The organism is Mesorhizobium sp. ArgA1, from assembly GCF_053714375.1.
The window spans coordinates 56,991-79,968 of record NZ_JBSKBQ010000012.1 but is presented as its reverse complement, the minus strand read 5'-3'; the positions used below and the strand labels follow the sequence as shown (position 1 = coordinate 79,968).

Genomic DNA, 22,978 nt, shown 5'->3' with positions numbered 1-22,978 from the left:
AGTAGGGTTACGGGAGAAGAAACATGACAGAGAACCGTTCCACGTTTGACAGTTTGCTTTGCGCGGGGGTAGTTGCCGCCTCCATCCTGCTCTTCGGCACTAGCGCATCCTACGCCGACGACGGAGTGAACACCGGATATTTCGGCAACGTCGCCATACAGGGCTACGATCCGGTGGCGTACTTCACGGACGGTCGCGCGACAATGGGTTCGCCCACGATCTCGAAGAAATGGCTTGGCGCGACATGGTACTTCGCCAGCGTCCAGCACCGCGATGCCTTTATTTCCGAGCCTGTGCGCTATGCTCCTCAATTCGGCGGCTTTTGCACCGGGGGAATGTCAGCGAAGGAGGCATCTGCGAACCTTGACCCGGAAGCGTTCCGCATCGTCGATGGCAAGCTCTTCCTTTTTTCCGGAAAGGAGGGCCTGGAGGAAGACTTCGATGCCAACCCAGCGCCTGTCATTGCGAAGGCGGAAGCCGAATGGCCCGCAGTGGAGGCGAAGGAATTCGAGGCTAGAACGGCCGCCAACTAGCCGGGGCGCATGTCGCAAGCCCGCATGTTGAATGGTGCCCTTCACTGAGACACTGAAAAATACCAGACGGTGACGGAGTCCGGCCAAACAAACTCGTCCTGCGTTTCGCTGCTCCCCTGGGGGTTGCGATAGACCGGGGCGCAGAACTTGCGGCCGAGCAAGGTCGCGGTGGATTGCGTGCAGAAGAGGTTGCCATCCAGGCTGGACGCGCCGGTGATAATGCTGCTTTGCGAACTCAGGGCGAAATCTCCATTTGCACTCAGCTCCATGACGAACGGCGCACCATTATGCTGACGGCCGACCCATGTCCGATCACCTGTCAGGGCGCGTAAGAGGGAGCCGTCCAGGCGGTCTTCTTCCCGCCCGCGAAAATCGAAGCTCCGCTCGGGCATTCCCGCGGCGCGAAGGGCATCCAGCCGGTGATCGAGGTCCTGTTGCCGCCGGTGGTGGGCATAGACAACACGATAGGCGGCGAGGTTCTGCTCGGGATTTTTCAGGATTGCTGCAACCGCATCGTGCGCCTCGGCCATTCGGCCCAGCCGCGCATTTGCCATTGCGAGGGTTTCGAGGCCGAGGTCGCTGCGCTCTTGCGGCTGGACCTGGTTTAGCGCCCGCAAGGCCTTCTCGTATTGGCGGTTCATGTAGAGCACGAAGCCATAATAGTCGAAGACCTGCGCTCGCGGCTTGGGATCGAGTTGTAATACCCGCTCCATCGCTGTCAGAGCCTCCGGGCCTTGTCCTGCGTAGGTGAGCACGATGGCCAGGTTGAGCTCTGCCTCCGCGCCGTTCGGATCCAGTTCGACGGCTTTCTCGACAGATGCGATCGCCTGGTCCCATTCGCCATCCAGCATCTGCAGGATGCCGAGCACAGCATATGCTCTCGACGACTGGGGATCGAGCTCAAGCGCCCGCCCTGCCGCTTCATAGGCGCGCTGGCGAGCGACGGCGCTGAGCATGAGCAACTCGTAGTCGAAGCCGAGCACGTCCACCGTGGCGCGAGCATAGCCCGAGTAAGCATCCGCAAACGCAGGATCAAGCTTGATCGCTCTTTGATACAGGGACAGTGTCTCGCCGAGAGACCTGCTGTCGAGCACATAAACCTTCTGCTCGGCTCGGGTGTAGAAATCGTACGCCTCCAGGCTTCGCGTAGGGAGACGAGCAATCTGTGCCCTTTCGCCTTCCGTCAGGCGTACCGAGAGTGCGTCGACGATGCGCCCGATCACCTCGTCCTGAAGCGCAAATATCCGGGAGTAGTCGCGGTCGTAGCGCTCGGCCCAGATGTTGCTTCCCGTTTTGGCATCGATGAGCTGAACATTGATCCGGACTGCGTCGCCCTCCCGGCGGACACTGCCCTCGACCACGTAGTGGACGTTCAACTGCGCCGCGATCTCGTCGACATCGAGGGATCGATCCTTGAAGGAGAACGCGGAATTGCGGGCGATGACGAGGAGCCCGGAGATCTTGGACAGATCGGTGATGAGATCGTCTGCGAGCCCCTCAGCCAAGTAATCCTGGCCCGCTTTCTGGCCGAGATCGGTAAACGGCAAAACGGCGATGGAAGGCTTGCCGGGCGTTGAAGCGGCCTGATGGGATCTGTGACCAGGCAGAAGGTCAATTACCGGCGGCCAACGCATCAAGGCAATCCCCGCTGCCAGAGCCAGAAGGAGCCCCGCCGCGCCGATCACAGGCCACCGTGGAGAGCGCGACTTCCTGGCTCCTCCGGTCTGTTCCAGCAGAACGCGATAGGCGCGGACCCGTTCTGGAATGTTCTTGAGGCGCTGTTCGCCGAGTGACTTGAAGATCAGGCCGAGCTTGTTATGGGCCTGATCGTAGGCCGTCCCCGAGATGACGATGCCGCCAGGATCGCTCAGCCCCTCCAGCCGGGCCGCGATGTTAACGCCATCGCCGTAGACGTCGTCCTGGTCAATGATCACGTCACCCAGGTTGATTCCGATTCGGAACACGATCCAAGTATCTTCGGGAAGACTGAGGTTCTGCTGCGTGGTGACCCGCTGGATTTCGACGGCGCAAGCCACAGCATCGACGACGCTGGCGAACTCGACCAAAGCCCCATCGCCCATGAGCTTGACGATGCGGCCATGGTACGCCTCGATCGACGGTTCGATGAATTCGCGGCGAAGCGACTTGAGCCGGGTGAGCGTGCCCGTCTCGTCCAGCCCCATCAGCCGACTGTACCCCACCACGTCGGCGGCGAGGATGGCGACTAGCTTCCGTTCGAGATGTTGAACCTGTTCCACCGCCCATGACTATAGCGAAGGCCCTATGGCAAGACCATATGCGCGGCCAAGGACCGGAAAATGCGCGCGTCGCAGAGGTATGGCGTCCTTACACGGCGCTGGGAGACCGGCCTGGCCCCGGCATATTCCTACTGAGGTTAGTGGGTGAGCGGCCGCGAACCAGCAGCAGAGGTGCTGAGTCGACATGTTGCTTGCGAGGCGGGAAGCATCGGGGAAGCCGAGGACAACCATCATTGTGCGATCCCGACCCCGTTGTCCGGTGGACAGCGTTAGCGAGATGGAACAATCCGACAACTGGCGAATTTGTAAGATGAAGGGCGTCTGTTTCGGAGGAAGCTATGAAACGCGTCCTTGCCCAAAATGCGGTCCGAATGATGCTAAGCGGCGTAGCCGCCTGTCTGCTCTCGGTCGGTGAGATTCCCAACCCGATTACGCCATTGTCGCTTGTGTCCGAGGCAAGGGCTGCCACCGACGTTTCGATCAGCATATTCTACCAAGACCTATCTTCCCATGGTGATTGGGTTTCGTACCACGGAGCGACCGTTTTCGTGCCGGTTGATGTACGTGACGATTGGCGTCCGTATACCCTTGGACACTGGGTCTATACCGAGCAGTATGGCTGGCTCTGGGTATCCGACGAGCCATTCGGCTGGGCGACGTACCATTATGGCCGGTGGGGCTATGCCGACGATATCGGCTGGTACTGGGTCCCGGGCACTCGGTGGGCGCCAGCATGGGTGAGTTGGCGTCGTGAAAGGGAGCACATCATTTGGGCTCCGCTGCCGCCGCGCCGCGATCCGGATTTGGTTTCAATCGAGGTGACCTTCGACACGACGCCGGATTATTACTGGGTTGTGGTCCCCACTCGCGAATTCCTTGCTGCGGACATTTCTGTGGTCGTTATTCGTGATGAGCCGGAGTTTGTGCGCATTGTTGAGGCGGCCGAACCGGCCGGCGACGTGACGGTCCGGAACAACGTGGTGATCAACAAAGTCATTGATGTCGATGTGATCGAAAAGGAGACGAACCAGAAGGTTACTGCCGTCAAAGTCAGCAAGACCGACGCGCCCGAGCAGTCCGGCAAACTGGAAAACGATACGGTCGCTGTCTTTGAGGGCGAGGTGAAAGCCGACCCTAAGGCCAAGCCACCTAAGCTTAAAGACATCGAGGAGGTGAAGCAGGTTCAGGCTGGCCGCAAATCGAAGCCGACCGGAGGCGCCGCAACGACCGAGCAGGCCAAGCCCGAAGAAACCGCCAAGCCCGAAGAGACCGCCAAGCCTGGGAAGCCGAAGGTCGGCGAGCAGCCCGCCACCGAGCAGCAGCAGGCCGAGCCTGGCAAGGCGGCCAAGCCTGAGAAGCCGAAGGCCAAGAAGCAGCCCGCCGCCGAGCAGCAGCAGGCCGAGCCGGAGGCCGCCAAGCCCGAGAAGCCGAAGGCCAAGAATCAGCCCGCCGAGCAGCAGCAGGCCGAGCCGGAACAGGCGGCCAAGCCCGAGAAGCCGAAGGCCAAGAAGCAGCCCGCCGGCGAGCAGCAGCAGGCCGAGCCGGAACAGGCGGCCAAGCCCGAGAAGCCGAAGGCCAAGAAGCAGCCCGCCGCCGAGCAGCAGCAGGCCGAGCCGGAGGCCGCCAAGCCCGAGAAACCGAAGGCCAAGAAGCAACCCGCCGCCGAGTCGCAGCAGGCCGAGCCCGAGCAGGCGACCAAGCCCAAGCCACAGAAGGAGAAAAACAAGGCGTGCGATCCGCAGACTGAGAACTGCTAAGTGCGTGGGACGGTTTCGGCCCCGCGATCGTAATCTGACGTGGTCGGCGAAGTTCATTGGTAAGCCGCGTGAAGCGACGGTTCGCCATGCGCATAGTCAGATTGGTGCGCTCTATGTGCGACGTGCTGACATGCTCTGGGTTGGGATCGCCGCAACGCGCGTCTTGGCTGTGCCACTGGAGAGACGGCGGGCAATAAAGAGAAGCCGCGACGAGCCTCGCCGGGTGTCACACCTCGGCTGTCTCGTCCCTCGAGTCCGGCCATCTGGTTCCTGCCCTGGGTGACAGCGCCTTCGAAGAGGTTGGGCGCTGTAGCTAAATCGCGACCCCTGGCGCGCAATTAGCCGAAATTTTCCGGCGAAACCCAGAAGCAGAATGCCTCCACGGTTCGAGGCGTTCCGGCACGGCGCCTGGTGCATAGGCGTGCGCTTGGATTACGCCATGACAGATAATCTGCTGCTGAGCGCCGAGTATCGCGATTTACTCCCTCGCGTGAGTGCGGAATACCGGCCAATGGGCTATCGCCTCGCGCAATTTGGTAAAAAGCTTGCCTTCTTTGCCGATGGCAGACCGGACTTGAAGGGCAGCCCATCCAGCTTTCATCGTCCCGCCGACATGGCAATGGCAAACGATAGCGTGCAACTGCCAATCCGATAGCTCGAAGAAGCGCTTGGCTTCGCCATACGTATCGTTCCTCAGCCCGTCAGCGCACAACATCGGATCGGCGAAAGCGACGCTGAGCGCGGAGCCGATGGACTGGGCTTTGTCGCGCACGTCCAAGGCCATGTATTCGGTCCCGGGGAAGGCCGAGAGGCACCGCTCGGGATTTCGCTCGAGCAGCATGGCCCAGCGTTCCAAGCGCTGGCGCCGCGTCATAACCGGAAAGGATACTTCCACTTCCGCGACCCCATGCAGTTCTGCAAGTGTCTGATGTTTCATGACCGTCTCCTGTTGGCGAGGCGCTCCGCCTGCAGCAACGCATAGGCCGAGGCAGCCTCAGTCGTCCCTATGCAGGCGAACCTGCAGTCCGTCGGGAAGTTCCATTGGCGAGAAAAATTTTACGATGCGCTGTGATTTCCTGCTCTGCGAATGCCTTGGGCCATTCAGCGCGACACCTACTGGGATGCTTGCACCAGCCCTCGCAGCAACGGGTGATCCTTCAGGTCCTTGTAAGGCGTCAGATCTAACTCAGCCGGCACGCAGCGAAGCTGTTCCTCATCGATCGCCTTTTCATGGCCCTTGATAAACGCTTTGATAGTGGTCGCCAGCTCAGGCCAGCCGCTCTGACGGCGTCCTCTTTCGATGCGCCGAGGCGATTTGATGGACGTGCAGACAATGAAGCCGCAATCGTCCAACAGAGCCTTTTCAACAATTCGTGGCACACCAGAAACGGTTCGAGGCGCACGTCCTTGCCTTTCCATCTGATGGTGCGCGGCAGATGCCGATCGATGTAAATCTTTGTTGCATCCCTGCTGTACCCAGCGATGTAGGGAATATCGAAGCCGTGACTGACCTTAACTCGTCGAGGAAGCGCGGAAACGACATCGAAGCGCCCGCCACACGGGCGAGCGCTTGACGAGATTTTTTTACTTGGTGACGATGATGCGCTGCTTGTCTCGGTTTTGGGCGTAAGTTGCCTTGTCGTAGGCAGTCTGCGCCTCCAACTGGTCCTTGGTGAAGTTCGTATAGAGGTAACGGTTGCCGGTCTTGTCGGTCATGAACTTGAGGTTCTCCATTCCGACGGCGACCTTCTTTTCGCCAATTCCCAGGAAGCCGCCTACATCAACGACTATCGAGTCGACCTTCTTGTCACCCGTCAGGATAACGTCGCCGATCTCGCCGACCTTCGCATCATCTGCGCCATAGACGTTGGTTCCGATCAGATTTGCTGCACTGATTTTGTCTGACGGCATTTCGGTCAAGGACGTCTTATCGATCGAGGCCGTCGAAGTCGTATCGGTTTTGCCGGCAGCCGCTTGGGTGTCCGCCGTGTTGTTAGTCGGCTGGGCCGCTGCGGTATCGTAAGCCTTCGTATCGAAATTGGGCTGAGCCGTAAGCTCATCCTTGGTCGTCTTTGCAACCAACCACCGATCGCCGTTCTTGTTCACCCATTCAAGCTTGTTGAAATCGTAGGCGACATTTTTTTCGCCCACGCCAAGGAAACCGCCGACGCCAATGACGACGAGTTTGGCGTTCCCGTCCTTGTCCAGGACGATGTCATTAACATCGCCGATCTTGGTCGCGTTATCGGCGTTGCTGTCATAGACTGCGGCTCCCATGATCTTGGAGACGAGCTTGCCATCAGTGACCGGGGCGACAACTTCCGTCTGAGCAGCGGGCTTGCTGGCATTTGCGGCGTGTGCACCTGCAGTGCAGAGCGCCGTCGACATGAGAGCGGCCGTCGCCGCCGTAGCTAGGATCTTCCGGATCATGGTGAAATTCCTCCTGTTGCCTTGACTGAGCGTCAGTATCTGCCGACGTCACTTCGACAACGACAACAGCGGCGCTAAGTTCCGGGAGTGGGTTCATTGATCCTCGGCATAACCGGAGGCTCATGCAGGCCCTGATGCGACATTGGCAATAGGGGTCGCGCGGCTATTTCCGGGAAAGAGCCAGTCCTTGGTCCGGTCGCCTTGCATAACGTTCTAAAGGGTTTCGTGCGACCGCTCCGTCCGTAGGATGGTTTTCAAATTTGGATCCGATCGCGACCGTGAGTTGGCCCTGATGGATAGTTCGCCAGCACTGTGTCCAGCGGGGCAAGACGCCTTTTTTGGCATTCAGCTCATTTCCGGGACGCCAGGATTTCCGGTTCGGTTTAGAGCTAGGCGTGTTGGTTATCGCAGAAGAGACTAAGACGCCACGCTCAGGGCCTTCGCTGGAGCTTTCCGCGTCGTCACCGGAGTAACTGGGACGAGCCCGCCAAGCCCGAAGCGCCGGCTAGCTTGCGTCCAGAATTCGTTGCCGATTGATGCGGGCATATGGCAGTCTCCCGGTTTGAGCGGGATGCAGTGGCAGGGCAAAACAGATGCTGGATGCTCGAAAGGCAATAGAAAGCGACATCAAATCCGTTATGACCTCTTTGTCCGCAACTTCGGCGGGCGAATTGATCACCGCTGGCCGTACGATCGAGGAAGCCACCGAGCAGATGGTCGAGTGGTCTGGCGAAGGCGAAGCCATTGCGATCGATAGTGATAATTCGCCGATCGCCATCCTGATTTTTCGAGACGAAGACGCAAACGTGCTCGGAACGTCCTTCATGGCGACAGAGCAGTTCTTCACAGGTTGGCTGCCCACCCGGTTTCTGAAGAGGTATGTAGACGCGAAAATGAAAAAGCTGCCCGGCGTAGCTGTCGTGTCGACGACCTATTCCCAGCATCCCAGCTTGCATCGCTGGTACCGGCTCATGGGCTACCGAGATCCGGCCACAGATGGCGTTAGCTTCACTTTTGTGCGCGAGCCTCGATAGGGAGAGGAGGACCAGAATGCCTTGGTGAATGCGGGACGTTCGTGCAGAAACAGGGGCCGAAAGGCTGGCCGAGGGCCAGGAAGTTGTGCTGAACTGATCGCCGGAAGCACGGTACTGATCTCTGCCTGAACTCGCCGACCGGTGGTATCAGGAGAGCCCTATCTCGCCATGTTGGCAGTGGCCAGCCTGGATCGGGTATATGGGGAAGAAAGATTTTCCCGCTCCCGATCCAACGTGAGAGTCCAGCCGGAAACGTCCGGGCTCTGCGGCGCCTGCGCCGCTCCAGCGAACTCTTCCAAGGCATGCTCGACCTGATTGATCGAAGCCGCCGTCATCTCCAGATGAAAGAGCACCCGGTGCGTCAACATGGCGGCCTTCGCATCTCGGAACAGTTGAGTGTGCCTCAGTGGTGCAGTGTCAAAATCACCAACCTTCATGACCGTTGCTCCAATTGGGCGTTTAGGAGAAACAGCCGACGCGATCACTAGTTCCCGCCGCGCTTGCTGTTTGCGTTCGCCACTGCCGGCTCCTAACCAAGGCAGTGAGTGCTCTGGCTGATGGCGGGTCAGACAACCTGAGCGATATTGACCTAGTGTCGGATCTCGCGGAGCGGGCGGGAAAATTACCACCTTCCAAACTTTCAAATCCGCAAACGTCTATTTCGAATGAAAGCCGCCTGCCGATATCATTTTTTAAAGACTCAAGGGGCAGGCGGAGTCATCTTGCCAGCGTCCAATGCACTTTTCGGCGAGAAGAAACCCATGTTGTTTCCTGGTCAAGTCGTCATGTCCGACAAACTGGAGATGCTCGCCCGCGTCTGTCGGACAGCCTGCGCAGACAATGGTGTTGCACTTAGCAGCCCGCAGGCACAGACAATCGCACGCCATATCCTTAAGCTTTTCCTCAACGGCCTTGAGGGCGAGGACGAGCTAGTGAGCGCTGAGCGAAACCGCATGAAAAGGCAAGCTCACGAACGTTGAAAGCAGTCACGTGAGTTGCATCACGGCTAGCCTCGCATCGGAGAGGGATGCGCGTCGAGTTCAGTGCTGGTTAGCCTGCTGGCGCGCCAAAGGTCGGAGGCCCGGAAGTCCGCTAATCGTCCGAGATCAGTCGATAGCGAAACCGGTCCCGGATGTGGTCATTGAAGAAGCGGCCTTTCGCGAAGGCGTTTCGGAATGAGGTGTAGACCTCGACAGGGACACCCTCGTAGTCATAGTGCTTGCCGCTCGCAACGAACCACACGGAGAGAACCTCGCTGTCGGGATCGTATTCGCTTCTGCGGATCGACGTCGAAGGCATGGTGCAACCCTATACGAGCGCCATCGGCATGTAGCGGATGATAACCTTGTCCTGCCGAAATCTTCGTTCGAGTTCCGCGCGGCGATCGCGCCAGTCCGCCAGATCGATTTCCTGCGTCATCACCTCGAAGATGACGATGTCGTCTCTGTCGGATCCCGTGCCTTGCTGCCACAGGCCCTCTGCAGGCGCCTGCAGATAAGCCGTAACGCCTTTAAAACGCCTTGCCAGTTCCTCCTTGACCCGATCGAAATCTTCCCGCGGGAAAGGCTGGCCGCCGTTGTCGGCTCGGGGAAGGAGGATTTGAACAAGGTGCATGCGGCCACTCGCTGAATGACAGTCAACGCTTACGAAGTCGACGGCGTTCCATTGTGCAAGAGGTGGGCCTCGCTCAGACATCCACTGAGAGCCAGGCTTGAGTGCTACGCCTACCGCATCAGCCCCGCCGCGCGCAGAGCATCCTCAATCACCTCCTTTACAGCTCGAGCTTGCGGTCCTTGCAAGTCATTTAGAGCCGGTTCCGCAGGCTTGGCCTTCGCCGGTTCCTTAGGCCCTGCCCGAAGATGAGATGTCGGTGGCGTCGTTTCGACCCTTGGCGTAACTGACCTTGACGACGCGGACCTGGCGCTCGCTGACCCTCTCGCGTCGTCGGAATCGCCGAGACCCCAGAACCGCGCTATCTCCCGGGTTGAAGAGATACCTACGTCAAGCATGTAAGGGCCGGCTTTGCCGAGGCCGTCGCCAATGGGCGTACCGTGGCCCATCCCTGCAATAATATTTACCTCGATCTTCGCTTCTCCAGCGTCGCCAACCCAGACCTGCCTGCTTCGTCCACGCTCGCTCGTCGAATGGGTCGGCGCCTTGTCGAGTTTGTGCGCGCCGCGCCACTGCGCAGCAATGGACTCCGCGTTAACGGATGCCACAGTGCGATCGGCGGACCCCTGCCAGATCGAAAGCCTTGGCCAGTGCCCATTGTTCTTGGAGGCTTTCCGGAGAAGCCGCTGCAATTCTTGGTCGGACGGGCCACCGTGGCCGCGCATGAGATCAAACGCTTCGGGAACGGTTGTCGCGCATCCGAAGGGCAGGCCGGCAATGATGCCGCCGCCGGCGAACACTTCAGGATAGTTGGCGAGCATCGCCGCGGCCATGGCCCCGCCGGCCGAAAGACCGGTAACGAATACCTGCTGTCGGTCCAGGCGGTGGAGAACGACCATCGTCTCGATCATCTGCCGGATCGAAAGGACTTCGCCACGATCGCGCGCAGCATCTGTAGGCAGGAACCAGTTGAAGCAGAGGTTCGGGTTGTTGGCGCGTTGCTGTTCGGGATAGAGGAGCGCGAAACCGGTCTCGTCGGCGAGTTGGGACCACCCGGAGTGGGAGTCGTAGCCAGCCGCGTTCTGGGTGCAACCGTGCAGTACGATGACCAGCGGCGCGGCATCCGGGAGGTCAGCTGGCCGGTAGAATCTTGCCTGCAACGCGCCGGGGTTGGAGCCGAAATTATCGAGGAGGGAGAGGCGATCGACGGATGTGAAAGAGATGGGATGCATATTATGTTGCACGCGTAGTGCCCTGAGGCGGGCGATCGTATCGGAAATTCTTCGCATGTGGTCCGTCCTTGTTTTCGACGCCCGGCGTTGAAGGGCGTGAGATGCAACGCGCTCGCACCAATATCGTTGCTGCACTGCACAATAACAGGACGTCGTGGCGCTACCTACCTCCCAGTGCCGCGACGGCACTGGCGATGAAAGCCCCGATGATGAGAGATAGCTCACCCAACAAGGAGAAGGTCGCGCCGGCTTTTCGAGCCGTGTCGGGCAGCCTTCTGCGGGGGAATCTTCGCCTGCTCCACTTGGGCGAGAGCGGCATCGCCATAGCGTCCGCCCAGGAGAGGCCCGTGCGCGCTGCGACGAGTTGGCCAAGGTAGGGTTTATCGGCCGCGGAGACCTCGCCGACGGCTGCGCTTCCAACAAGGATGTGCGAGGCTTGCGCGGCAGCAGCGGCGTCACCTTCGGCCCCTGGTGCCGCCAGCCTCACGGGATCGCTTGGCCGGAACAGCGCGTCCACAATATATTCAGTTGCATCGGAGCCGCCACCGCTTCTCGCATTTGTGGTGCACCTGCGAGACCGCGCGCCTTATCCAGAGCCGGATCAGCGAGACGAGTAAGGCTATCCAGACGCTTGCCGCCAATTACGGTGAGCCGGCAGAGATGGATTTGCGAGCGCGGCGAGGATCCGAAGACCACGTCAGAATGGAAGCGGATCGCGCCGCAGCCGACACGCGTTCGGAGTGAATGGAGCGCAGTCGTGCGGTGATCAGCACGCTACGGACTTCACTCGCCGGCTTGAAAAGCCGCGGCGGGACTTCGGAGCTGTCTACCCCAGCCGTGACGTGATACCGGATCTTAAGCGGGAGATCGAGGATCGAAGAAAGGCTAGCAGCGCGCCGCCAGCCTGACCCGACAACACCTCCGTAACTTTGGCCGGGACCGACGTCGTCCGTCTCAACTCAAGCTGATTTAAGGCTGGAATAAGTATCGACAGCTTCTCGTCGGCTGACAGATGACCATCCTCGGCCACCTGCCTGCATGCTGGATCACGGAACATCACCATCAAGCACATCCTGTGTACGATGTACTGCAACGGCTAACAGTATCAAACGTTCCCCCCGCAGGGCCTTAAGCCACCGGGTGGCAGGTTTCAGCTGCGATCGAGGAAATGGCCGGCTGCGTTGGTCACCGGCCGGTGGTAGGACGAACCGGGGACTATCACGAAGAAAACCTATCAGAAGCCAGTTCTAAACAAGCGCGGGCGGCTCTCCACCCTGACGGCGCATTGCGCCATCGGGCGCCGACCCGGTCCAGCCCGAATAGCCCGCTACTAACGCGAAGGAGCACTGCGAACGAAGAAGACATATCAAAAACCTGTACTGACAAAGCGGACCGGCTCTCTACTGCGACAGCAAGTCCTAGCGCATCGGTGACCCGCCTCCGCCTCCTCGGTCCCTTGAGGCTGTAGGTGTCTGAGGGCCCGCTGGCTCCCGCCGGCGGGCTTTTTTGTTTATGCGTGGGAACAACTCCATGAGGTCGAGGTTCCTAATATGACGGTTCGTCCCTCCGAACAGTCCTTGGGTCGTTCCATCACCCAACCTTAGCCCCGCCGACTTAAGTCGGCGGGGCTGATGCTGATGCTCCCCCGGGAACCTCGCGACGACCCATTCTGTTTCCAAGTTCGGATTTCAAACCTGAACCCCGCACCATGCAAATGCAGCGATGATCTCGTCCGGCTCACGTGGGGTGAAGAGCTATCTACTGGCATATCCATCCGGTCCATTGCTGCGCCGCCACCGAATCCGACTTCCAGCACTCGATTTTCAGGAACCAACTGTAACTGATCGAGAGCGTAGCTGTTCAGCCGTGCATTGCCCCGGTTCATCCCGGCGCGGACGAGCCAGCCGCCGATCCCAGCCGGCCAAGAAAGCTGCTTTGCTATGAATCTTGGCGCCATCTCATTCCCAAGCCGTGCCGATCATAGAGCGGCTCGCAACTTACGAGCCCCCGCCGTCTTCGGCCGGCGGTTTTTACGTCGAGCCGGGAACCAGAATGAAACGCTGATGTTTGCAAGGGTGCAGTGGACTGAACGGCTTTCTTGTCCACTGTGGATCGGCCTCCGTGGACGATCGGAGCCCGCCGCCGTCTAACCCCTCAAGGTCCGGCGGCGGGCTTTTTATGGAGCAGCAATACGATCCGGCGGGTAATGCTTGATCTGATGTTGGCCAAGACATGGGTCTGATGATTTCGAAAAGACTCGGTAGGCCGTCGAGCGTCGGCGACTGGCTCGCGCAGCCGCTTCGAACGGCGTATTGGCTCGATCTCCGGACGTTAGCAGTGCCCGTGCCAATTCGGGAAAGAAGTGGCGGCATCAAACTTGCTGATAAACCTTTGCCGGCTGATCCTGGTCCTGATCGCATACTCTGATCAGGTTAGGCTCGCCGGGTTTGAGGTCGTGGGGGTCTTCACCCGGCGAGTTTGCTAACAATGCTGCCTAAATACGTGGTCGTCTGATGCATGCACGCCAATTCCCGCACTGTGCGAGCCGGCGTGCAATACAAAATTGTCAGTTGTCTGGAACCTCTCGGCATCGACGAAATTCTGTCATTGCACTGGCCCATTCAGTGCGTCCATGCCCTCAACTAGCCCGTTGATTTCGGTCAGCGGGCTTTTTCTCTTACCGGAACCAGCGTGAGTTCCGGTTCGGAACTATTTTAGCTAAAACTAATTGAATCACGGGTTGCGGGTATGGGTGTATGCGTCTCAAGTTTATTCCGCCGATGGAGCCTGAGCTATTCGACGCGCCGCCGGTAGCCGACGGGTGGAGCCACGAAATCAAATTCGACGGCTATCGCACGCAGGTCATCAGCGACGAAGACGGCATCCGGTTCTACACGAAGAACGGCTTCGACTGGACAGCCCGATATCGGTATCTCGCCGAAGAGGCGGCGGCGATCGACGCGCAAAGCTTCATCTTCGAAGGCGAAGCCATAATGATCGATAAGGCCGGCCTTTCCGACTTCCACGCCTTGCAAGCCATCATAGGCCTGCGCCGGCCGTCGCCGAACATCTATCTGGTTTCGTTTGACCTGCTATTCCTCAACGGCCATGATCTGCGCCGGATGCCTTTGGAAGACCGCCGCGAGATCCTTCAACAACTGGTTCCGACCGGCGGGCGCATCCAGTTCAGCGAAGCCATGCCCGGCACTGGTGACGCTGTTTATCACCTGGTCGACAAGGCTGGGCTCGAAGGCATGGTCTCGAAGCTCAAGGGCAGTTCATACCAAAGCGGTAAAACGACCGCCTGGCGCAAAATCAAATGCTTCGAGGAAAAGCAGATGGACATCATTGGGGTGCAACGCGAGCGCGGCAAAGCGGCGCAAGTGATCATGGCCGAGAGCGGCCACTACAAGGGCGGGGCGTTCGTAGCCTTCAAGGCCGACAAACGGCAAGCTCTGTGGGATCGCGTAAAGGGCAAGGTAGGCGGCCCAGTGCCAAAAGGTCACAAGAAGGACAAGGCCGAGTGGCTGAAACCAGGGCTTGTCGGTCGGGTGAAGACCTTGAAGGGCGAAGAGAGCCTTCGCCATGCGAGGCTGCTGGATTTTTGGGAAACTGATTGAAGGCTCTTGCCCGAGCCGGATGGATCAGCGAGCGCGCCATATGCGCTCTCGCTGAATGCCAATCACCTCTCGGCGAGAAAGCCCGCCGACGGGGTCAGCGAGCTTTTTTTCCTGAAAGGCCTACTTCCCCATCATCATTGCCACCTTGCAGAAATTTTCGTGCGCCTTGGCGATAGTTGCGTCGGCGCAGTCCTTCATAATGGCATCACGGTCTTCCTGGGACATTGCCGCCCAAGCTGCTTTCGCTTCCGCTTCAGACTTCATGGTCTTCATGCCGGCATCCGTGAAGAAGGGAGACATCTTCGCCGGGTCGTCGAGTGCAGACGTACTTCCTGCGACTGCGGAGCCCGAAACCATTGCAAGGGCCATCGTAGCGAAAACCAGTTTTTTAAGGTTCATGTCAAATTCCTCCCAAAAGGGTCAGCCATTATGGCAACCCGTGCTCCCCCAACGCCGGTTTTTGGGAAAGGTTTCTAGCAAACGCAAAGTTGTTTAATTCGGGATGGCCATGCCTCAACGGCGAAAAATCGACGAAACTGCGAAGCTGGTCGGCGAGTGGCCTCTGACGCCCGGCGCCACGCTAGGGTCCTCGGTGCGGGCGAGGGGTATTTTCCTGGAGGTGCGGTCACGCCTCCCGATGGCGGCGAGAAAGTTGCTGAATATCGAATCCCGAGTGCTGACCTTGCGCGTACCGGAAGGCGTTGAAGCTGACGTCTCCGACGCGCGCGCGATCATATCGAATGCGATGCAAGACATCGAGGAGCTGCCGGTGATCCCCCGCGAGGCCGAGGACATCTTGACGATCAAGGCGGGCGAACGGCACCGTTGGCTGAAGGATGGCCGCCTTGAAAGCGCTGGGACACGAACGGTAAAATTGCGAGGCCGCGCCAGGAAGATCACCTTTCACGTGTTCGACCCACGGCATATCGAGGATGTGCTCGACCGTGACCTGGTCTCGCTGTGGCGAGAGCAGGACATTGCAACGGCCGCCGAAAACAGGCGGCGGGCTGCAGGGCAGGCGGCCATGAAGCGCGCCCTCAAGAGAGCCCGTCGATCAGACCATTCAGACGGCAGCCGAGATGAGGAAACAGGCTCTGACCTACGCGATTGGGATGAGTTCGACATAGCCGGGCTTCTACGCTGATGATCGGCCCGGCGATAAGTGTCGGCTAACTGCCATATCGACAACCGAATGTGGGAAGGCGTGGGAGGGATGGTCACGCTGATGCGATCGGACGTCACCCGCGCGCGCCCAATGGCAGTGACAGCAACCTCATCGCCTACTTTGATATGCCCGAGCCATGCCCAAGACTCTGGATCGGCCCGCGCTGGCGTCAAGTAGCGGAACCTAATGTATGCAGCGAGCTTATGTGAAATGAGCACACGCGGCACCGACTTCTTGCAGCAATGGCTGATCGAAAACGTGCCGACCTTGGCCGGGTCTGACATTATTTCAGTGGCAAACGCGACCCAAGAACTGTTTCGAGATGCCGAAAAGCAGGGGATCAGCGCCGCAGAGATCGCGGAAGACAACGGCAGCATCTATGAGGCCGTTCTCGATGCCATAGTTCACTACCATAACTCAGGCTTGGGGGACTGACACCAACTCCCGTGCTCGCCAGCGACAGAACGAGCAGCTCATGGGCCGGTGGAGCAAACAGCTTGCTCCTCTGTTTATTGACTTCGCGGGTCTGGCAGATGGGGAGCGCATCCTGGACGTAGGCTGTGGCACCGGCAGCCTAACCTTCTTGCTGCCCCGGTCTGCTAACGTGAGAGAGATTGCCACAATCGATTCTCGCCGGTGTTCGTCGAGGATACTTCGACCGATCACTTGCACTGCTGGTATTGCACTTCGTTCCGGAGGCCGGGCGAGCGATTGGTGAGATGCGTAGGGTGACTAGGCGGCGTCGTCGCAGCCGCCGTTTGGGACCATCTCGGCGGCATGCCGGTTATGCGGATGATGTTGGACACGCTCGCGGTTGTCGATGAGCACACGAGGGCGTTGCGGAGCTGGTATTGCTTCCAGCCCATGGTGCTACCCAATGAGATGATGCAAAGCTTCGTCGAGCAAGGCCTTCGACGGTCAGCCGTTCGACCAAGTCGTGGTGTCGCAGCAATCGCGCCACCTCCAGGTTGAAAATAAACACCGTAGGCGCTTTCACCTCATACGAGAGTTCACATCCCAATCTATATCGAACGGTCAAAACACAGGTCCTATCCAAACCGAGCACCACCAATGGAGATCAACTCGTAGTATCGCCGGAGCGCCTTGGCGGGTCGACAGCGCCTGCGACGGCTTCTTTCTTGGCTTTTGGAAGTACGGTCCTCTGCAGGATGAAGATGGGCGATTCATCTTTCATCAGGCCGAAGGTCAGCCACAGCGCAAAACCGAAGACAGTCAGTGCGTTCATCGGCGCCAAAATACTCTTAGGGTCGAGCGTTCTGATGATTTTCCAGGCCTGCGGCGTAAAGCTGGCCATCGGACATCGGGCTGTGAGATATCGACGATCGCAACAGTTTGCATCGATGTGTCCAATCTCAGGAACGAGCCGTCTCAGAGCTTATTTCGCTTGCGCGAGATCCGAAACGCGCACGACGCCATGCTGGCTGACGAACGTGAGCGTGGAATCCGTGCTCTGCGCTTGAGACACACCGGAAATCTGGTGGTCGCCGGTGTCGTATATGTATGTCCGGCCATGATCGTCGATGACAAGGCGACGTTTCAGGGGAAACACCGCGTAGCGCATATCATTCTGAGATCCGACAGATGAAGGATCACCGAGCTCTTGGGGCCACCATGAACTGGCGTGACGAGAAGCCCCGGAGCGATAGCTGACAGCGCGCTCATCGGCCCGGTCCTCCGCGGGTTGCTCGCGCAGGTGCCTCGACAGTTCACCCGCAATGGCGTTGAGCTTTACTTTAAGGCTGTCGTTGAACATGTCGCCGACCATGGTCATGCCGGAAGACCATTGCGACATTCCGCCGAAGTCGGCATGGCTGAACTGGGCCATGGTTCCGCCGCCGCGGCGCAAGGCTTGAAGGACAGCCCTGACTGCGTCGTCGGAAACGCCGTGCTCATGTGCGAGCCTGGCGATTAAATCAGCGTCTTCCCCGGCGCCTGCCATCGAATGTTCTCCTCGGTTTTGTCCCCGTCAAAACAGAACTCGCGGGTCTTGGTTCCAGAGGATCGTGCGGCCCCTTTCGAAAGGGTCATGAATGACCGCCCTAATGTCCCGCTTCCGAAACTACAGTGAAATTGCGGCGCGGTGCGTTTGGAAAATGGCCAAGTAGTGCGTGCTGCGGTCCTTGCGTGCACCACCAGCGACAGGATGAAGTGGGTTAACAGGTTTCCGATGGCCGCTGCATACTCAACGCGTTACCCAAATCGCGATCAAAAAGCATTAGGTCGTCGCTGGCGGAACCTTTCTAAGGTCAAGCCCTTCTCCTCTTTTGACGGTGGAGGCACCAATGGCGAATCTGGGAAGACTGGCGATCGCGATGCTTGGCGTTCTGGCCTACCAAAATAGAGACAAAATCGGCGAAATGATCCGTGGGGCGGGAGATCGCGATCCAAACGGCCCGCAAGGCGGGATTGTAGATCAGCTTTCCAAAGGGGTCTCAGGGACGGCGCTCGGCGATATCCTAGATCGCTTTCGAGGTGCGGGGGCAGGATCAAAGGTGGACTCGTGGGTAGGCAGTGGGCCTAACGAGCCAATCGAGCCAAATGACGTAGAAGCGGCAATAGACGATCACACGCTGACGTCACTCTCGATGCAGACCGGCCTTTCGCGCGAGGAACTCATCAGCAGGATCACCAGGGATTTGCCCGAGGCAGTCAACAAGATGACGCCAAACGGTGCACTGCCACCCGGGCCTACGCAAAGATCCGATGAGACAACCCTGCTCGACGAACTGCCCCCGAGTAAGACGCAAGCCAAATCGGCCGGGCGAAACAATGTCTAGAGTGACGGCCATACCTCGGGGAGACCTGCGGACGCGTAAAGTTGGGACAACTGGGCAGGGCTTTCACGGTGCCAAGGCAGCAAGCGTAGTTGCCGAATTGGATTTGTTGGCCGCCTTGCTCGATTCCCGTTGGCGCGTTCCGGGAACATCAATTCGTTTCGGATTGGATGCCCTCGTCGGTCTGGTGCCCGTACTCGGAGATGCGGCGACAGGCATCGTTTCGGTTTACATCGTATTGCGAGCTCGAAGCTGCGGTGCTGGCAAGACCTTGGTCGCCAGAATGTTAGGGAACGTATTGCTTGATACGGTTGTAGGTAGCGTCCCTATTCTGGGCTCAATCTTCGATGTGTATTTTAAGGCCAACAACCGCAACATCAGGCTGCTTCGCCGCCACCTCCAACGGTAAAGCGGAAGTTGGCAGGGCCGGGCGACGCGAACTGCCTGATTGCAGCTCAGTAATCACCCGAGGAACTTTATTGGTTTATCGCACGTTTTCCCGCCGAACCAATTTCGGTTCAAGGAGAAGGGGAAAACATGGAAAATCCAGGTGTTGGTTGGATAGCGGCAATCGTCATCGGTGGTATCGCCGGCTGGCTCGCAGAGATGTTCATGAAAAGCAATATGGGCGTGCTCATGAACATCATTTTGGGGATCGTCGGCGCCATCGTCGCCAACGTCCTTCTCGGGCTGCTGGGCGTATCATTGGCCGGCTGGCTTGGCTATCTTGTCGCCGGCTTCATCGGTGCATGTATTTTGATTGCCGTGGCCCGAATGATTAGACGGTAACCCAATCGGTCTTGCCGCGTCCTGATTTAAGCGTGTGATCCTGGGATCACGCGCCTTTTCACGGCTCTCTGAAAGCGCTTAGTCCTTCGGATTGAGGTCGCGCAATCATCCTGGGCGTAATCAACGCGGTCGTTTTCGTTTGCCTGATCGCAGCCATCTTCGCCGCTATCCAAGATTTGCCTAATCGAAGCGTGGAATGGCGGGATGTCGGGATTGGCGCGGTTGTGACCGCTGCCCCGTTCACCCTCCGGAATTCGCTTATTGGTTGGTATATCGGCTCCCAGCGCGATCGCGTCCTGATATGGAGCTGCCAGTGGGCTGCTCGTCATCCTGTTGTTACCCGGCGGAAATTTTTCTTCTTGGTGCGGAAATCACTCGCGCTTATTCCGTTCGACACGGCAGCGGGTCCGATCTGGACGTTGTGGTCTACAATGCTTTAACAGCAAGACAGGGCGTCACATTTCGCCCGGAGCAAAGTGCTGGAGTTGTCGTGCTGCTTGCGGTGGCATGCTCGACCGGGTCTTCGCCGCCGCTGACCACGCGCTAAATGTAACTCCGAGCCAGCGCCACTTCCGGGCAGATGTCTCGTGCCCACGTGAAACGGCACGGAACCTTTCGCCTCGCCCGCTCTTTCATCCGAAGCCAATTCGGGCAAGGAGCATTGTAATGAAAACTCTAGCCGACATTTTCGAGCACACCCTCCAAGACATGTATTACGCCGAGAACGCGATTACAAAGGCCTTGCCCAAGGTGGCCGCGGCTGCGAAGGACGCCAAACTAAAGAAAGCAGCAGAGGACCACCTTGAGGAGACGAAGGGACAGATCAAGAAGCTCGAACAGGTGTTCAAGTCGATAGGCAAGAAGGCGTCTGGCGAGAAGTGCGACGCGATAGAGGGCCTCATCAAGGAAGCCGACGGACTGATGGAGGAAGCGTCAGGAACGGCCCTCGATTCCGGCCTCCTGGCAGCCTGTCAGGCAGTCGAGCATTATGAGATATCCCGGTACGGCTCGCTGCGGGAATGGGCAAAGGATCTCGGGCATGATGACGCGCACAAGTTGCTCAGCGAGATTCTCGACCAGGAAAAAGCCACCAACAACAAGCTAACGAATCTTGCGGTTACGTCGATTAACAGGACAAATTGATCCCCCCGATCCTTCGAATGTGGGTCCCACATACCCGCGCTCGATGATGATGCCGCAAGATGCTCCATTGTTCACGGATGGCGGCATGAAGACCATGAAATCTGCAGCCAACACCAACGCGCCTGAGCGGCCACGTCTCAGGAAGACGCGGTGATAAAGGATTGTGCGGAATCTGTCGCGCTTGGAGCGCGGGTATTCACCTCCGACGATCTCGAAAAAGCCTGACGACATCTTCAGACTCGCCGGGCTTTCGTCACCGCTCGTTGACTCCTGCTGGCTCGTTCCAGCCACTTCAGCCCAATTGCCCGCTGCCGAATTACGGTGGCGGGTTTTTCTTTGTATTAGCGGAACAGCATATAAGGCCATAGGTTGTCTACGCGGCAGCACTGCTGCTGGCCAAGGTCCGCAAGACTTGGCCGGGCCCGCGTCCTGCCTTGGTCGCGGGCCCGCTCCTTGTTTCTGTCGGCTGGCTCACACCGGCGGCTTTTTTGTTTATGCTGGGAACAACACGATGAGGTCGAGGTTCCTATTCTGGCCGCTTCGATCCCTCCGAGTGGTCCTTGGGTTCATCACCCAGCATCTCCCCGCTGGCTCCCGGCCAGCGGGGTTTTTCTTCCCGGAACTTCATGCGGATAGATCACTTTCGCACAACGGAATCTAACTCCAATGCGGTATGATCTAGCTTTTCGTGCCACATCACCTGCCGAAAGTCGCGCAAGTCAACTTGCTGGCCGCAAACCGTACACTGGTAGAAGTGATTGTGTGCGTTGGGCTTGGCAGGCCCATGGAGTTTGCCTGGGATGGGCGGTCCGAGGTCCGACAGCTTCGTCATCGGATTCAGCCCCTTATGCTCGGCGCCCACGGCTTGGAGTCGCGAATTTGCCTAACTGCGTTGAAGGCTTTTGCCGAATGGTCGCACCGGTGGCGGGACGGGCCGTTGGCCCTCAAAATCACCTCGGCTGCACCCTTTGAGAGGTTGTGCTTTTCCATGAACGCTTCAACCTCATAGGGGCAACTTTCCGACCATGGGTCGTTGCTGGTCTGATGTTTTCCCATTGCTATTTCACGAATTCCTCGGGCGTGCGTTCCTCAATGCTGAACTCGTGCACCGTGCCTTGGCCTTCATCGACAACCCTGAACCAATGCTCTTGCAGCGCTCTCGGTGAGATGACCCTGCCGGTAACTTCCTCAACCGCCGACAGAGCGTCCTGTGCATCGATCTCGTTAGTGCTGAGCACCTGGTCGCCCCGCAGTTCCTCGACTTGATATCGTGTCATGCTGTTATCGATTGCCCAGTCGCTTAGCCTCGGCCTCAAGCGTGTCGCGGTCATTGCCGTGCCTGGCGATCAGCTCTCGAACCTCAGGGATCGAGAGACCAAATTTGCTGGCGAAGTAGCCCACCTCATATTCCTGGTCGCCAGAAACCTGGCTGCGGTCCCGGTTGTCAGTCTTGCTCTTGTCGTCGGCCATAGTCATTCCTCCACTGCGATTAGCGGGAACGTGGTCATGGGGAAATTGTTGCACGGCGCAGTAATTTGCCGCTTCGGAGCTCTGCCTCTAATTCTCGCTGATTGCTTGTTGCACTGGCGCATTCAGCGCATCTCCGAACTCTGCCCTCTCCCGGCGGGCTTTTTTGTTCGCGGTTGGAACACGTTATGCGTCAGCGTAGCTGGCGTCTTGCGGTGGACTGAACGGCTTTCTTGCCCACTGTAGATCGGCCTCGTGGACCATCGGAGCCCGCTGCCGTTTAACCCCTCAAGGTCCGGCAGCGGGCTTTTCTGATTCCACACGGAACCTCATCAATGACGCGGCATTGAGGTCTGGGGCGCGGATCACAAATCCTCCGGCGTTCCCCGAAAAGCCTGCAGAGAAACTCCATGCTCAGCGGGCTTTTTTGCGGACTTTGGAAAGGACATTGACCTGGTGATTTCGAAAGGACTTGCTGCCAACGCCGGGTACGTCGCGGAATTCCTGGAATTAATGGGTAATGAGAAACGCCTTTTGATCATGAACCATCTCGCCGCTGGCGAAGTTCCTGTCGGCGTTCTTGCCAAGCAAGTCCAACTCAGCCAATCGGCTCTGTCGCAGCATCTCGCCAAGCTCCGCGCTTTCGGTCTTGTCGATGCCCGTCGCGACGGTAAGGCCGTCTTCTATTTCTGTTCTTCCAACGCGGTGCGCGACCTGCTTTCCATGCTGGACGGGTTCTTGTTGTCAGGAAGGCCGCTCAAGGGGCCGGGACGGCATTACGTCGCCGAACGACTGCGCAAATTGCGTGTGGCCTGACAACCCGACCTACTTCCAGCGGAGCCGTCGTTTACATGGCAGAACTGACTAACGCCGCAGAAATGGCGAACGCGGCGGGCATTGACCCGGAGACGTTTCGGGAGGCTTTGCGCGGCTGCGATTTCGTATGGCACAAGCGCAATAACGATTGGACTGTGGAGGTTGATAGCCGCGAGCACGAGTCGATGCGAACCGTGCTGCTGATACTTCTCTTGGGGCAAAGAACGAGCCTAAGCCTCGGAAACTGTAAACTCTGCACAATCGTAACGACCGGGCTAACGCATCGGAAAGCCCGTGTCGTAACCGTTGGTTCAACCATTGCTGGTAT

24 protein-coding genes and 1 pseudogene are annotated in these 22,978 nt (G+C 58.6%); 12 read left to right on the top strand and 13 right to left on the bottom strand.

Features of this window, described 5'->3' with window-relative positions; genetic code table 11:
- Positions 1–23 precede the first annotated feature (23 nt).
- Positions 24–533, top strand: coding sequence for a YHS domain-containing (seleno)protein (locus ACWGTI_RS23080; RefSeq protein ID WP_454589245.1), 510 nt, complete (start codon positions 24–26; stop codon positions 531–533).
- A 41-nt stretch (positions 534–574) separates the two neighbouring features.
- Here the strand turns inward: ACWGTI_RS23080 and ACWGTI_RS23075 are convergent, their stop codons facing one another.
- Positions 575–2,791, bottom strand: a complete 2,217-nt coding sequence (locus tag ACWGTI_RS23075) for an adenylate/guanylate cyclase domain-containing protein (protein ID WP_454589244.1) — start codon at positions 2,789–2,791, stop codon at positions 575–577.
- Between the two features lie 338 nt (positions 2,792–3,129).
- Between ACWGTI_RS23075 and ACWGTI_RS23070 the strand changes: the two genes are divergently transcribed.
- Complete coding sequence (locus tag ACWGTI_RS23070) at positions 3,130–4,548, top strand: DUF6600 domain-containing protein (protein WP_454589243.1); 1,419 nt, start codon at positions 3,130–3,132, stop codon at positions 4,546–4,548.
- Positions 4,549–5,026: 478 nt separating this feature from the next.
- On the opposite strand, the gene ACWGTI_RS23065 is transcribed toward ACWGTI_RS23070, so the two are convergent.
- The 3 genes from ACWGTI_RS23065 to ACWGTI_RS23055 all read right to left on the bottom strand — a co-directional run bounded on the left by ACWGTI_RS23065 (position 5,027) and on the right by ACWGTI_RS23055 (position 6,978).
- Positions 5,027–5,485: a hypothetical protein gene (locus tag ACWGTI_RS23065; protein ID WP_454589242.1), complete on the bottom strand. Its 459-nt coding sequence runs from the start codon at positions 5,483–5,485 to the stop codon at positions 5,027–5,029.
- A 176-nt stretch (positions 5,486–5,661) separates the two neighbouring features.
- Positions 5,662–5,901: a hypothetical protein gene (locus ACWGTI_RS23060; protein WP_454589241.1), complete on the bottom strand. Its 240-nt coding sequence runs from the start codon at positions 5,899–5,901 to the stop codon at positions 5,662–5,664.
- A 231-nt stretch (positions 5,902–6,132) separates the two neighbouring features.
- Positions 6,133–6,978 carry a PRC-barrel domain-containing protein gene (locus ACWGTI_RS23055; RefSeq protein ID WP_454589240.1) on the bottom strand — a complete coding sequence of 282 codons (846 nt, stop codon included), beginning with the start codon at positions 6,976–6,978 and terminating at the stop codon, positions 6,133–6,135.
- Between the two features lie 593 nt (positions 6,979–7,571).
- Between ACWGTI_RS23055 and ACWGTI_RS23050 the strand changes: the two genes are divergently transcribed.
- Complete coding sequence (locus tag ACWGTI_RS23050; RefSeq protein WP_454589239.1) at positions 7,572–8,012, top strand: hypothetical protein; 441 nt, start codon at positions 7,572–7,574, stop codon at positions 8,010–8,012.
- Positions 8,013–8,170: 158 nt separating this feature from the next.
- Here the strand turns inward: ACWGTI_RS23050 and ACWGTI_RS23045 are convergent, their stop codons facing one another.
- The 4 genes from ACWGTI_RS23045 to ACWGTI_RS23030 all read right to left on the bottom strand — a co-directional run bounded on the left by ACWGTI_RS23045 (position 8,171) and on the right by ACWGTI_RS23030 (position 10,912).
- Complete coding sequence (locus ACWGTI_RS23045; RefSeq protein ID WP_454589238.1) at positions 8,171–8,449, bottom strand: hypothetical protein; 279 nt, start codon at positions 8,447–8,449, stop codon at positions 8,171–8,173.
- Between the two features lie 655 nt (positions 8,450–9,104).
- Positions 9,105–9,311 (bottom strand): KTSC domain-containing protein, encoded by a 207-nt coding sequence (locus ACWGTI_RS23040; RefSeq protein ID WP_454589237.1) that lies wholly within the window; start codon positions 9,309–9,311, stop codon positions 9,105–9,107.
- A 9-nt stretch (positions 9,312–9,320) separates the two neighbouring features.
- A complete protein-coding gene (locus ACWGTI_RS23035) occupies positions 9,321–9,626 on the bottom strand; it encodes a hypothetical protein (protein WP_454589236.1) in 306 nt (101 codons plus the stop codon).
- Positions 9,627–9,736: 110 nt separating this feature from the next.
- Complete coding sequence (locus tag ACWGTI_RS23030; RefSeq protein ID WP_454589235.1) at positions 9,737–10,912, bottom strand: extracellular catalytic domain type 1 short-chain-length polyhydroxyalkanoate depolymerase; 1,176 nt, start codon at positions 10,910–10,912, stop codon at positions 9,737–9,739.
- A gap of 2,699 nt (positions 10,913–13,611) precedes the next feature.
- On the opposite strand from ACWGTI_RS23030, the gene ACWGTI_RS23025 reads away from it, so the two are divergent.
- Positions 13,612–14,475, top strand: coding sequence for an ATP-dependent DNA ligase (locus tag ACWGTI_RS23025; protein WP_454589234.1), 864 nt, complete (start codon positions 13,612–13,614; stop codon positions 14,473–14,475).
- Between the two features lie 120 nt (positions 14,476–14,595).
- On the opposite strand, the gene ACWGTI_RS23020 is transcribed toward ACWGTI_RS23025, so the two are convergent.
- Positions 14,596–14,874 carry a hypothetical protein gene (locus ACWGTI_RS23020; protein WP_454589233.1) on the bottom strand — a complete coding sequence of 93 codons (279 nt, stop codon included), beginning with the start codon at positions 14,872–14,874 and terminating at the stop codon, positions 14,596–14,598.
- 109 nt (positions 14,875–14,983) lie between these two features.
- On the opposite strand from ACWGTI_RS23020, the gene ACWGTI_RS23015 reads away from it, so the two are divergent.
- The 3 genes and pseudogenes from ACWGTI_RS23015 to ACWGTI_RS23005 all read left to right on the top strand — a co-directional run.
- The gene (locus ACWGTI_RS23015) at positions 14,984–15,619 is read left to right on the top strand and encodes a hypothetical protein (RefSeq protein WP_454589337.1); all 636 of its coding nucleotides are present in this window, start codon (positions 14,984–14,986) and stop codon (positions 15,617–15,619) included.
- 231 nt (positions 15,620–15,850) lie between these two features.
- On the top strand, positions 15,851–16,075 hold the full coding sequence (locus ACWGTI_RS23010) for a DUF768 domain-containing protein (protein ID WP_454589232.1): 225 nt from the start codon (positions 15,851–15,853) through the stop codon (positions 16,073–16,075).
- Between the two features lie 40 nt (positions 16,076–16,115).
- Positions 16,116–16,552: pseudogene (locus ACWGTI_RS23005) on the top strand (class I SAM-dependent methyltransferase); the annotation flags it as partial.
- A 166-nt stretch (positions 16,553–16,718) separates the two neighbouring features.
- Here ACWGTI_RS23005 and ACWGTI_RS23000 read toward each other — a convergent pair.
- Entirely contained in the window at positions 16,719–16,955 is a 237-nt protein-coding gene (locus ACWGTI_RS23000; RefSeq protein WP_454589231.1) for a hypothetical protein, read from the bottom strand.
- An 81-nt stretch (positions 16,956–17,036) separates the two neighbouring features.
- Positions 17,037–17,600: a hypothetical protein gene (locus ACWGTI_RS22995; RefSeq protein ID WP_454589230.1), complete on the bottom strand. Its 564-nt coding sequence runs from the start codon at positions 17,598–17,600 to the stop codon at positions 17,037–17,039.
- Positions 17,601–17,943: 343 nt separating this feature from the next.
- Here ACWGTI_RS22995 and ACWGTI_RS22990 point away from each other — a divergent pair, with 343 nt between their 5' ends.
- The 4 genes from ACWGTI_RS22990 to ACWGTI_RS22975 all read left to right on the top strand — a co-directional run bounded on the left by ACWGTI_RS22990 (position 17,944) and on the right by ACWGTI_RS22975 (position 20,367).
- Positions 17,944–18,438: a YidB family protein gene (locus ACWGTI_RS22990; RefSeq protein ID WP_454589229.1), complete on the top strand. Its 495-nt coding sequence runs from the start codon at positions 17,944–17,946 to the stop codon at positions 18,436–18,438.
- The gene (locus tag ACWGTI_RS22985; RefSeq protein WP_454589228.1) at positions 18,365–18,844 is read left to right on the top strand and encodes a DUF4112 domain-containing protein; all 480 of its coding nucleotides are present in this window, start codon (positions 18,365–18,367) and stop codon (positions 18,842–18,844) included. Before ACWGTI_RS22990 ends, ACWGTI_RS22985 begins: the two co-directional genes overlap by 74 nt.
- Before the next feature lie 128 nt (positions 18,845–18,972).
- Positions 18,973–19,224, top strand: coding sequence for a GlsB/YeaQ/YmgE family stress response membrane protein (locus tag ACWGTI_RS22980; RefSeq protein WP_025583718.1), 252 nt, complete (start codon positions 18,973–18,975; stop codon positions 19,222–19,224).
- A 666-nt stretch (positions 19,225–19,890) separates the two neighbouring features.
- The gene (locus ACWGTI_RS22975; protein WP_454589227.1) at positions 19,891–20,367 is read left to right on the top strand and encodes a YciE/YciF ferroxidase family protein; all 477 of its coding nucleotides are present in this window, start codon (positions 19,891–19,893) and stop codon (positions 20,365–20,367) included.
- Between the two features lie 1,058 nt (positions 20,368–21,425).
- Here ACWGTI_RS22975 and ACWGTI_RS22970 read toward each other — a convergent pair.
- The gene (locus ACWGTI_RS22970) at positions 21,426–21,644 is read right to left on the bottom strand and encodes a hypothetical protein (protein ID WP_454589226.1); all 219 of its coding nucleotides are present in this window, start codon (positions 21,642–21,644) and stop codon (positions 21,426–21,428) included.
- 4 nt (positions 21,645–21,648) lie between these two features.
- A complete protein-coding gene (locus ACWGTI_RS22965; protein ID WP_454589225.1) occupies positions 21,649–21,837 on the bottom strand; it encodes a DUF3606 domain-containing protein in 189 nt (62 codons plus the stop codon).
- Positions 21,838–22,290: 453 nt separating this feature from the next.
- On the opposite strand from ACWGTI_RS22965, the gene ACWGTI_RS22960 reads away from it, so the two are divergent.
- Positions 22,291–22,650, top strand: coding sequence for an ArsR/SmtB family transcription factor (locus tag ACWGTI_RS22960; RefSeq protein ID WP_454589224.1), 360 nt, complete (start codon positions 22,291–22,293; stop codon positions 22,648–22,650).
- Positions 22,651–22,978 lie beyond the last annotated feature (328 nt).